The sequence below is a fragment of the Kitasatospora sp. NPDC002551 genome (assembly GCF_040296005.1).
In the GTDB taxonomy this organism is placed as follows: domain Bacteria; phylum Actinomycetota; class Actinomycetes; order Streptomycetales; family Streptomycetaceae; genus Kitasatospora.
In genome coordinates, this window is sequence record NZ_JBEOWI010000072.1 from 23,346 (window position 1) to 34,066 (window position 10,721).

At 70.0% G+C, this 10,721-nt stretch carries 8 protein-coding genes and 1 pseudogene; 6 read left to right on the forward strand and 3 right to left on the reverse strand.

All coding sequences use genetic code 11. The features are described 5' to 3' along the window. Positions 1-158 precede the first annotated feature (158 nt). From ABT093_RS36130 to lexA, 4 genes and pseudogenes are all read left to right on the forward strand, one after another. Positions 159-4,427 carry an NHL domain-containing protein gene (locus ABT093_RS36130; protein ID WP_350571532.1) on the forward strand — a complete coding sequence of 1,423 codons (4,269 nt, stop codon included), beginning with the start codon at positions 159-161 and terminating at the stop codon, positions 4,425-4,427. 90 nt (positions 4,428-4,517) lie between these two features. Next, positions 4,518-5,261 (forward strand): DNA/RNA non-specific endonuclease, encoded by a 744-nt coding sequence (locus tag ABT093_RS36135; RefSeq protein WP_350571534.1) that lies wholly within the window; start codon positions 4,518-4,520, stop codon positions 5,259-5,261. 476 nt (positions 5,262-5,737) lie between these two features. After that, a complete protein-coding gene (locus ABT093_RS36140; protein WP_350571536.1) occupies positions 5,738-5,917 on the forward strand; it encodes a hypothetical protein in 180 nt (59 codons plus the stop codon). 176 nt (positions 5,918-6,093) lie between these two features. Beyond that, positions 6,094-6,599, forward strand: a pseudogene (gene lexA / locus ABT093_RS36145) (transcriptional repressor LexA); the annotation flags it as partial. 167 nt (positions 6,600-6,766) lie between these two features. On the opposite strand, the gene ABT093_RS36150 reads toward lexA, so the two are convergent. Next, positions 6,767-6,967 carry a hypothetical protein gene (locus ABT093_RS36150; RefSeq protein ID WP_350571545.1) on the reverse strand — a complete coding sequence of 67 codons (201 nt, stop codon included), beginning with the start codon at positions 6,965-6,967 and terminating at the stop codon, positions 6,767-6,769. 108 nt (positions 6,968-7,075) lie between these two features. On the opposite strand from ABT093_RS36150, the gene ABT093_RS36155 reads away from it, so the two are divergent. Both ABT093_RS36155 and ABT093_RS36160 read left to right on the forward strand, forming a co-directional pair. After that, positions 7,076-7,636 carry a LexA family protein gene (locus ABT093_RS36155; RefSeq protein ID WP_350571538.1) on the forward strand — a complete coding sequence of 187 codons (561 nt, stop codon included), beginning with the start codon at positions 7,076-7,078 and terminating at the stop codon, positions 7,634-7,636. A gap of 316 nt (positions 7,637-7,952) precedes the next feature. Then, entirely contained in the window at positions 7,953-8,264 is a 312-nt protein-coding gene (locus ABT093_RS36160; RefSeq protein ID WP_350571539.1) for a WhiB family transcriptional regulator, read from the forward strand. 14 nt (positions 8,265-8,278) lie between these two features. Here ABT093_RS36160 and ABT093_RS36165 read toward each other — a convergent pair whose 3' ends face one another. Further along, positions 8,279-9,232, reverse strand: a complete 954-nt coding sequence (locus ABT093_RS36165) for an ATP-dependent DNA ligase (RefSeq protein ID WP_350571541.1) — start codon at positions 9,230-9,232, stop codon at positions 8,279-8,281. A gap of 180 nt (positions 9,233-9,412) precedes the next feature. Next, complete coding sequence (locus tag ABT093_RS36170) at positions 9,413-10,180, reverse strand: hypothetical protein (protein ID WP_350571543.1); 768 nt, start codon at positions 10,178-10,180, stop codon at positions 9,413-9,415. Positions 10,181-10,721 lie beyond the last annotated feature (541 nt).

The window sequence follows — 10,721 nt, forward strand, 5'->3', positions numbered from 1 at the left end:
GGGGGATGCGCTGTCCGGCTTCAGCAGCCTGCCTGCACGGTGTGGCTCGGCCCGCACCCATTGGTACGTCTACAGACTTCCTTGTGCCGGGCGGCGGCTGGCGGCACCCCGGGATGCCCGGCGTGCCGCCAACTCTCTCTGCCCAGCGGCGAGAGCTGATGACGAGTAAGAGGAGCCGGATCGTGGTGCTGAAGAACGGATACATCGACAGGATCGCCGGTACGGGGGAGGAGGCGCACGAGTTCGGGCAGGACACGGGGGACGGCCATCGGGCCCTGAGTGCCCGAATCGGTCAGTGCTACGCGCTGGCCGTGGCCGGCGACGGCACCGTGTACCTCTGTCAGGAGGAACCGGACCGGGTACGGAAGGTAGATCCACAGGGCATCATCCACGACTTCGCAGGAACCGGAGAAAAGGGCTACTCGGGAGACAAAGGCCCGGCCGTGTCGGCGCGGATGCACTGGCCGCTCGGCATCGTTCTGGACCCCAAGGGCAACGACCTCTACATTGCGGACAGCGACAACAACTGTGTCCGCAAGGTCGACTCCGGAGGGACGATCACCCGCTACGCGGGCACCGCGAAGGCGGGGTCGGCGGGGGTGCCCGGGCCGCCGGACCAGGCCGAACTCGTTCAGCCGTGCGGGCTCGCCATCGACGGGGCGGGCAACTTGTTCATCGCGGACACCCGAAACCTCCGGATCCTGAAAGTCGATCCTCAAGGTCAGCGGGTCACTCTCTACAAGAAGCTCTCCTTCCAGCCGCTGTGGCTCGCCGTCGATGGCGCAGGAAACCTGTACGTGATCGACCAAGAGCATCAGAAGACACTGAGCGTCATCTCAGCGAAGGACCAGCAGATCACCGTCATCGAGGACGGTAGCCGCGGCTTCTACATGATGGGCCTGGCGGCCGACGCGGACGGCAGCCTCTTCGTCTCCTACTTGGGCGAGGGTACGGAGAGGGGAATCTTCATGCTCTCCGCATCCGAGCGGAAGTTCTCAACCGTCGCCGGGTTCGGCCAGGGGTCGTCGGGCGACGGCGGTCCAGCGGTTGCCGCCGGACTCCAATTGCCAGTAGGTCTGGCACTCAACAGCACCGGCGACCTCTACATCTGGGACACCTACACGGTGCGGGTGATCAAGAAGGCGCGGGAAGCGGCGAAGGTGCGACCGGTGGTGGTGTCGGTCTCGGGGCCGGCGCCGGAGCCGATCCCGGGGGGATCGACCACGAAGGGGCCGCTGTTCAAGTGGGACGTCCAGCGGCCGGACGGCGGCCCGCTGGACGGGACGACGGTGACGGTGACACTGCCGGCCGAGGTCGAGGAGGTGGCCTTCACCCCGGCCGGCGGCACGCTCGACCCGGGCAAAAAGAAGATCACCTGGACGCTGACGGGCAAGGACACCAAGCAGCACTTCGAGCTGACCGCGAACGTCACGCCGCCCGACGACGCCACCTCGGTGTCCGTGCACGTGACCGCGCAGCACGGCGACGAGACCATCGACGACAGGGACATCTCCATCCCCGTCGCGCCCAAGGAGGATCCCTCGCACAAGCCGGTCCTGGCGATCCCGACGTGGAAGGTGTTCCCCGCCCAGGCCGGCCGGGGCAGCCACGTAGCCTTCGCCTGGAAGATCGTCAACCAGGGCCAGGCGACCGCGAAGGATGTGAAGGCGGCGGTCACCCTGCCCAAGGGCCTGACCCCGGTCGGGGAGTACAAGGACACGGCGGGGGTGTGGGACGAGGGCAAGCGCACGGTGACGTCGAGCCAGGGCGGGTCGCTGAAGGCGGGCGCCTACTGGTGGATCACGGTCGTCGCCCGGGTCGACGACGACGCGCCGACGGGGGACCTGGAGGCGAAGGTGGTCGTGAGCGCCACCGGCGCCGCGTCCGCCGGGGCGTCGGCCCGGGTGACGGTCAAGGACTCCGACAAGCCGCTGGTGTGGGCGCTCGACCCGAAGGACGTCAAGGGCGCGTTCCTGGGCTTCAGCCCGCTGAAGGATCCGGACCATCCCGAGAAGGAGTTCGTCGGCGGGATCGGCGGTGGTCCGCTGGGCGGCATCATTCCGGGCACGAACGTGATCACCGTCGTCAAGGGCATCCTGTCGCTGTTCAGCTTCCTGTCCATCACCTTCTCGTGGCTGCTGAGCTTCACCATCACGCTGTCCTTCTTCGGCGGGTTCTTCGCGTTCGGCTCCGACGGCGGGCCCCAGGACACCGACCCGCAGCAGCCCGAGAAGCAGGAGCCGGACGAGGACGAGCAGAAGAACAAGATCACCCGTCTGTGGTTCACCAAGGCCGCCCTCGCACCCGAGAAGCCGGCCCCCGGCCAGGACGTCACGCTGACGTGGGAGCTGAAGAACACCGGGAAGGACGACGCCACCTCCGTCACCGCCCAGGTCCGCCTGCCCGACACCCTCGACTTCACCTCGGTCACGACGAGCACCGGCAGCTTCTCCTCGGCCGGCGGTGTCCTCCTCGGCTCGCTGGGCACCCTCAAGCCCGGCGACACGGTCACCATCACGGTCAAGGCCAAGGTCCGCACCGGCGCGGCGAGCGCCAAGGACGCCACCGCGACCGCCGCCGGCGGCCACGCCACTCCCGCCCGCCGCAGCGTGAACGTGCCGATCGCCGCAAGCGGCACGGTCACCCTCGTTCCCGGGCAGCCCCTCCCGCAGCCCGCCGAGCCAGGCAAGCAGGTCACCTTCACCTGGGACGTCCGCCCCGGCACCGCCGACGCCACCGGCGTCGTGGCCACCGTCACCTGGCCCGCCGCCGCACTCGACCCCAGCAGCGTGGCCGTCACCGTCGGCAGCCAGAAGCCCGCGGCCAAGGACGGCAAGGCCACCGCCACCATCGGCACCCTCAAGGCCGCCGACCAACCGGTGCGCATCACCCTGACCGGCATCATCGCCCCGACCCAGACCAAGGACCTGACCGCCACCGCGAGCGTCACCGCCACGGGCATGACCACCCCCGACGAGAAGCCCGTGACCGCGACCGTCCAGACCCCGGCCACCAGCCTCAACGTGTGGGGCGCGGTCCTTCCCGGGCGCGTCACCGCCGGCTACGGCGCCACCTACGTCTGGGCCCTGGTCAACAACGGCCCGACCGAGCTGAAGGACGCCACGCTCACCGCGCAGTTGCCGCCCGCCGCTCGGGCCTCCAACGCCCGCGCCACCCGCGGCGGCCAGGTCACCGCCGGCCAGAAGGTCACCTGGCCCGCCTCTACGATCGGCACCCTCAAGCCCCAGCAGCACTGGATCGCCACCGTCGAGGTCGACCTCCCCGGCGACATCACCGAGCCCCTGCCACCGGTGACCGCCCAGGCCACCGCCACCGGCGCCTCCAACCACACCTCCGCCCCCGTCTCCGCGCCCGTCGACCCCAACGCCCCCGCCTCCCTGACCGGCATCACCTTCCCCAGCCGCATCGCCGCCGCAGCGCCCACCACCCAGACCTGGACGGTCACCAACGCCGGACCTTCGACCCTCACCGACGCGGCCCTGAAGATCACCGTCCCCAAGGGCCTGACCCCCACCGCCCTCACCGTCGACGGCACCGCCCGCAGCACACCCGCCGCCGGCACCGAGACGTCCGTCCTCCTGCCGTCGGTGCCCCCCAAAGGCCGCATCACCGTCCAGCTGACGGCCAAGGCCGACACCGGCGCCTCCGGCGTCCTGCGCACCACGGCGGCCGTCGCCACCCGCGCCGTCCTCGGCCAGCCCGTCGTCGTCGGCGTCCTGGTCACCGGGAGCGGCGGCCTCACCCTAACGGCCGACCCGGCGGGCGAGATTCCCCTCAAGGCCGGGGCCGACACCGCGGTCACCCTGATCGTCTCCAGCAACGGCACCACCGACCTGGAAGACGCGCGTCTGGTCCTCACCCCGCCGAAGGGCGTCACCGTCCGCGCGATCGAGCGCGACGGCGTGGCCCTCGATAGCATCGTCGAGAACGGCGCCGTCGTCGCCCGGCTCGACACCCTCGGATCCGGCGCCCGCGTCACCCTCACCGCCGTCGTGGCGGCCGAGGGCACCATGGCCGACGGGAAGGCCACCTTGGCCGCCCGCGTGAGCGCCGACAAATCTTCCGCGAGTGCCAACGCCACCGTGACCCTCGCGGTGTCCCGCGAAGCCCTGCTGTTCCCCAAGTGGTCCCTCAGCCCCAACCCACCCCAGCCCGGCAAGGACCACGTCTTCGCCTGGACGGTCGTCAACGCGGGTCCCTCGACCTCCCCGCCCCGCTCCCTGACCGCGACCGCGGACACAGGGGTGAAAGCCCTCACCTGCGACCCGCCCGCCGACATCAACGGGCAGAACATCACCTGGACCTCCCTGCCCGCCCTGGCCCCCGAGCAGGCCTGGACCCTGGTCGTCATCGCCACCGTCGACGCGGCCACGAAGAAGCCCGGCATCACCCTCCACTACGGGTGAAGCATCCTCGCAGCGGCCGGGAGCAGCCTCATCAGCTCCCGGTCGCCGACCAGCAGGACGCACAGAACCACACCCCGCCAGGAGACCTTCATGCTCATCACGCCACGCCCACCCCACACCGCCCTCCGCACCGCACTCGCGCATCGGCTCAGATCCGCGGCGCGCCTGGGCCTCGCCGGCCTCGCGATCGCGGCCCTCGCCGTCCCGGCCCCGCCGCAGGCCGCAGCCGCGCCCGCGCTCCCGGCCTACGCACCGGCCATCAACCCCCCGGGCTGCCCGCAGTATCCGCAGCCACCGCCGTTCACCTACCACGACCCCGGAAGCGGGTTCGACTACACCGTCGACGCGCTGGGACGCCCCATCCACGCCCTCAACTCCGCAACCGTCCGGACCGGCGGCGACATCCGCAACGACGCGTGCACCCGTGCGGTGGGCAACATCATGGGGACGATCAACGGCCGGCCCGCGGGCGGCCAGGGCTGGCACGGCGGCCACCTGGTCGCCGACATCCTGCACGGCCCCAGCGAGCGCTACAACCTCGTCCCCATGACGGTGAACTTCAACACCGGCCTGTACAAGTCGTTCGAGAACGTCGCCAGCCTGTGCCTCAACACCGGGCACGTCACCGTCGACCGGTACGAGGTCGAGGTCAGCTACCCCGCGACCCCTCCCGCCACCGACTTCCCCTCCCGCTACCACCTTCGGATGCACCTCACCGGCAACAACGGCCACCAGGAGGACATCGACATGATCCTCCCGTGGAACCCCACCGACGCCGACAAGGAGGCGGCAACGGAGATCCTCACGGCCGCTCGGGACAACCTGGCCTGCTAAGCAGCCCGGCCCCGCCCTCCTTGGCGTGCAGCCCGCTGCCTGTTCCCTGGCCTCAAGACCCGGGAACAGGCAGCCGACGCGTTCTGAGACCGAGCCGCCCGGGAGGCCGCAGCACCGGAGACCACGGGCCGGGCACGGCCGACGACACCACCCGTCGGCACGGACGCCCGACCGCGGCCTCCAAGAAGCACGACCGCACTGTGCCGACGGACCGCCACGGCTCCCGGAAGCCGCCCGCCGGCAGCAGCCCGTTCCTCGTTGCCGGCCAGGCCGCGCCGATCCCGCACGACCATCCGCCTGACGAGCGGACGGGCCCTCCGGCCCGCCGAGAACACTTCCACCGCTGGACAGGTGTGCGGCTTCGGTGCTCGTTCGAGTGGTTCCCAACAAGGCACCGATTGCCCCCTCGCCGGTCGGGCTACAGGTAGCCGAGCGCGCCCCTGCGTTCCCCGCCCGCACCCTCCTACGGAGCGACCATGCAGAATCCCGTCTTCACGGGCCGAATCCCGTCCGCCTCCTTCGTCACCACCGGCATCGGCGACTCCGGCGAAGGAGAGCAGGTGCTGAATGTCCAGAACGTCTCCGGACACGACATCACCATCCGGGCTGGCGAGTCGTTCCAGGTCCCCATGTACACCGGCCTGCCGGAGGAGTAACCCCTCCTGTCGGGGCCGCACACCGGGTGCGGTCCCGACATTCCGGTAGATGGCGCAGGTCCCCCGACACCGGCCGGACGCCGGCTACGGCCTGCCCTGGCAGCTCGGGGGCTCACCGGGCGCCAGCGCCGCGTTATCGAGGTCATCCGGGATTCCGTGCAGCGGCGCCACCGCCCATGCGCGAGATCGGCCAGGCCGTCGGCTTGTCCAGCACGTCCTCGGTCGCGCACCAGCTGGTCGTGTTGGAGTGCAAGGGCGTCCTGCGCCGCGACCGCCACCGGCCGCGCGCCTGCACCCTCTCCACCCATCGCCTTGCCGGCGAGAGAGAGAACACGGCCTCGACGGCGATCCGGCCGACCACCTCCTACGTCCCCCTGGTCGGTCGGATCGTCGCCGGAGGACCAGTCCTGGCCGCGCAGGGTGTCGAAGACGTCCTCGCGTTGCCCCGTCAGCTGGTCGGTGAGGGCGAACTGTTCGCGCTCACCGTGGCTGGCGGTTCTCTGAGCGGCCCCGGCGCGGCCATCATCGACGGAGACACGTCGCCGCGATGATCGACGGCAAGGCCACCGTCAAGCGCCTCAAGCGGGAGAACGGCCGAACCTGGCTCTTGCCCCACAACCCGGCCTACGAGCCCATCAGCGGCGACCACGCGACCGTCCTCCGCAAGGTCGTCGCCGTCCTGTGCTGCATCAGGCCCACGCCCCCAGACTATCTGAACCTCCACGGCCGACGACTGGGCTCTGACCGCACGCCCCATCCCGGCCTGAAGCTGTCCCGATGGCGAAGGCCTGGCGTGGTGCGGTGCCCGGCTGAGTGCCGGGCACCGCAGCCTTACGGGTTCCGGCCCGGTCAGTCCCCTCCGCCCACGGTGGCGGATCCGCTGGTGTTCCCGCCCCAGACCAGGTCGGTCGGCGATGAGAGGCCCGTGCCCTCGATCGTCACGGTTTCATCGCGGGAGGTGCCGACGGTGACCTGCGGTCCGCGCGCCGCGTGGGCGGCCACGGGTACGGCAAGGGCCAGGGAGAGTCCGGCGAGCACGGCAACAGCCACGCTTCGACGTCGCATAGTGTCCTCCAGGTGTCGAGGGAAGTGTTGACCGGATACCGTCCCCGGTGGGCGCCAGGTGACGGAACGGCGGCCGGATTCATCCGAAGGTGAATGCCTAGCGCGCAGGCAGTGACACCACCGACGGGCCAACCTGTCAGTTCCAGGGCGAGTACCGCCCTCAGCCGGCGACCAGCCCGGACGCGATTTGCGCACCGGCCATGCCCGTCAGGCCGCTCCCACCCACCTGCCCCGCCGGGCCAGCCGCGCCCGGTGTGGCGAACACGCGCCAACATCCACGGCACGGCACCTGGATCCGCAGCGGTCATCGTTCCTGTGAACCGGCGGTGGGGTGGGGAGGTCCTCGCACGGAACACAGCGGGTTCCTGGCCAGAGGCGTTTAGGAATCCGGGAACCCGATGGCTTCCCGTCAGGGGCGACTCCATGATCGAGGCCGGAATCTGCGACGGCGACTGGGTCACCGTCCGCCGCCAGCCGACCGCCGAGAACGGCCAGATCGTGGCCGCCATGATCGACGGCGAGGCCACGGTCAAGCGCCTGCGCCACCGCGACGGCACCGCCTGGCTGATGCCGGCCAACCCGGTCTACGAGCCTCTGCCGGGTGCTCAGGCGACCATCCTCGGACGGGTCGTCGCCGTACTCCGCAGCCTGTAACGAGTCCGGGCCGACGATTCGATGCATTCTTCACGGCAGGCTTTGCCTTGACATGTCGGGCGTCACCCGCAAGCCTACGCGCCGAGAGATGATCATCCGATGATCAGCCCTCCACCTCCACGCCGACCTGACACCATGACCTCGTTGGCCACACAGCCGAAACAGAAAACAAATGGAACCGGACATGATAAATCCCCATAGGAGGCCGTGCGCGAAAATATCAAGGCTGCAATAAACGACATTTCAGCGGGAAATAAACTCACCGCCGCGATCAGATCGTTTACATTGAGCCCAGCACCGCACGGGGGAGGAACCAGTGCCACAGGACCAAGACGACTGGCGGGACGCGGCCGCCTGCCGCACCACCGATCCGGACGAGATGTTCGTCGACCACCCGGCACAGAGCCGCGCCAAGATCACTTGCACCGGCTGCCCGGTCCGGACCGAGTGCCTGGCCCACGCCCTGGACAACCGGATCGAGTTCGGCGTCTGGGGCGGCATGACCGAGAGGGAACGGCGCGCCCTGCTGCGCCGCCGACCGACCGTCGGCTCGTGGCGCAACCTCCTGGAGGCCGCCCGGACCCGGCACGACTACGAGTCCGGGGAACGGGACCAGTCGGCCGCCTGAACCCGGCGGCGTGGTCAGTCCCGCAGCCCACGCCAGACCGGCTGCCGCAGACGCCCGGCAGGAGTGAGCTCCAGGAACTGCACCTCAGCACGGAGACGGGGAACGACGAACCGGACCTCGACGCCAGCCGGCACGCCCAGCCCTCCGGAGACGCCGGCGAACGGGCTGCGCGGCGCGGCGAGCCGGTGCAAATCGGCACCTAGGCCGCGCCGCTCGGCGTCCGCGAAGCCCGTCCCGACCGCGCCCACGAACAGCAGCCGGCCACCCTCGTCCTCGGGCACGCCGACCAGGACCGCGCGCACCGACTTCCCGCTGCGCCCGCCGGGAACCCAACCGCCGATCACGACATCTGCCACCTGGAGGTGCTTCTGCTTCACCCAGTCCCGGGAGCGGGCACCGGCCCGGTACGGCGAGCCGGCCCGCTTCGCGATGACGCCTTCGAGCCGATGGTCGCGGGTCCAGGCGAAGGCCTCGGCCACCGACGTCCAGGCCGGTGGGACCCGAACCCGCGGGCGGTCCAGGTTGAGGCTCTCCAGGAGGCCACGGCGCTCTTTGTAGGGCACGGCGAACAACGCCCGGTCGGTGTGCAGCACGTCGAAAACCACGAGCACGGCCGGAGCCGCGGAGACTCCGGCGCGCACCGACTCCGGCCGCGAGCGGTGGACCCTGCTCTGGAGCCCCTGGAAGCTTGGGCGACCGTCCCGCATCACCACCAGCTCGCCGTCCAGCAGAAGCGGATTAGGGACGTCCGCGAGGGCCTCGACGACCTCAGGGAATCGGCTGGTGAAGTCCGTCCCGCGGCGGCCGACCAGGCGCACCTCGGCGCCTTCCCTGTACGCCAGGCAGCGGGCTCCGTCCCACTTGGCTTCCCCCTGCCAACCGGGTTCGGTCGGCAGGGGGCCAGCCACCGCGAGCATCGGCTCGATGTGCGGAAGGCGGACCGTCGGGGCCGCGTCGGGAGGGGACATACCTCCAGGATCGGTCGACTCGCTGCTTCTTGGAGCGGCTCCGACCGTTATCTGGGGTCACGGAGCTGTCTATACAGGTCAGTGGGCATCTGGCGCTGTCAGACACCTCACGGCGCCAAGCCGTCAAGTCGGGACAGCGGGCACGAGCTCAATGTTCGATTTTGAGGTCCCTGCCGGTGGTCAGGGAGCGTCTTTGGTGTGGCTTCGGGTGAAGTTCCATGGGGCGGGTGTATTGGCGGCCTCGTACTCGTCTGCGATGCCGAAGACGCTCCCGCATCCTGGGCATTCCGCCCGGCCGAACAGGTGCGTCAGGCCCCAGGCGAGCCGTTGCTGGCCATCCCGTACGGCCGACTCGTGCAGCGTCCGCCCGGTGCCGGTCAGCTCGTGCGGGGTGGCCGGCCGGAGCGGGACCTGGTGGACGTCCCCCAGGTGCCAGTCCCGGATCGAGGAGTAGCAGCCGTAGTCGCCCACCGCGATCGTCACCGAGGCGTCGCAGTGCGGGCAGGCGACGGTGACGAAGGAGTCGGTGAAGTCGTCCAGGGTCTCGAACCACAGGGGCTGGCCGTCGAACGCGAGCATGACCCGCAGCCGGCTGAGGTAGGTCTTCCCGTCCAGGCCAGGCCTCAGCCGAGCAGCAGCCGTGACCCGCAGCTCGGCCAGGGTCGGTGCGCACCGGGCGACTTCTTCGTCGACGCCGTGGGGTTGGAGGAGTCCACCCGCTATGGCGCCGGCCAGATCGAGCGCCCAGTCCCCGATGTCCTCGATCTTCGCGATGTCCGCCAGCCGCGGCAGTGCGGCGATGCTCGCGGGGGTGATCGTCCCCTGGTGGCACAAGCTCCCCCAGAGCAGGTCGATGGCCTCCTGGTCACGATCGACGGCCCGGTCCAGCAGCTCGGGTATCGCGTGTGCCTGGCCGTAGGCGTCGTGGAGTGTGGACCAGTCGATCATCCGGTGATTCAAGCACGCTGCCCAGCGGCCTCCGGTCGTTCTTCACCCACCGGCGGGTGATGCTGGACTTCTTGCCGGAGGCCGTGACGGGAGATGTGCCCGCGTAGGCAGGGTGTGGTTCCGGGCCACCGGCCCGGGTGTTTTCGGGTGGCTGTGGGTGGGGTGGCCCGGCGGTCGGTCGGGTGGTGGTGCGCCGGGTACGTCTGCGGGGTAGTGGCCGGTGGTGGGTCGGTGCGGCGTGGCGGTGGGGTGTTCGGGTGTTTCCCGGGGGTGGTTCCGGGCCGTCGGTCCGGGGTGTTCCGGGGAATTGCATGGTGTCTCCGGGATTTGCAAGACGGTTTGTCCGGCTGTTCGACGCCTGCTATTCCTGGGCAATGCTCGCGCGTATTCACCCTAAAGTGGTCTAGTCCACAATTTCTTTTGTTTCTGTTTTCGCCTTTCCTGGATTTGCGCGGGGTTTCCGGGGTTTCCTGAGTGTGTGTCGGGGGGTTGGTCGGGGTGTTCGTGCTGCGCCCGGTCCGCCGCTCGCGCCGCCTGTCCC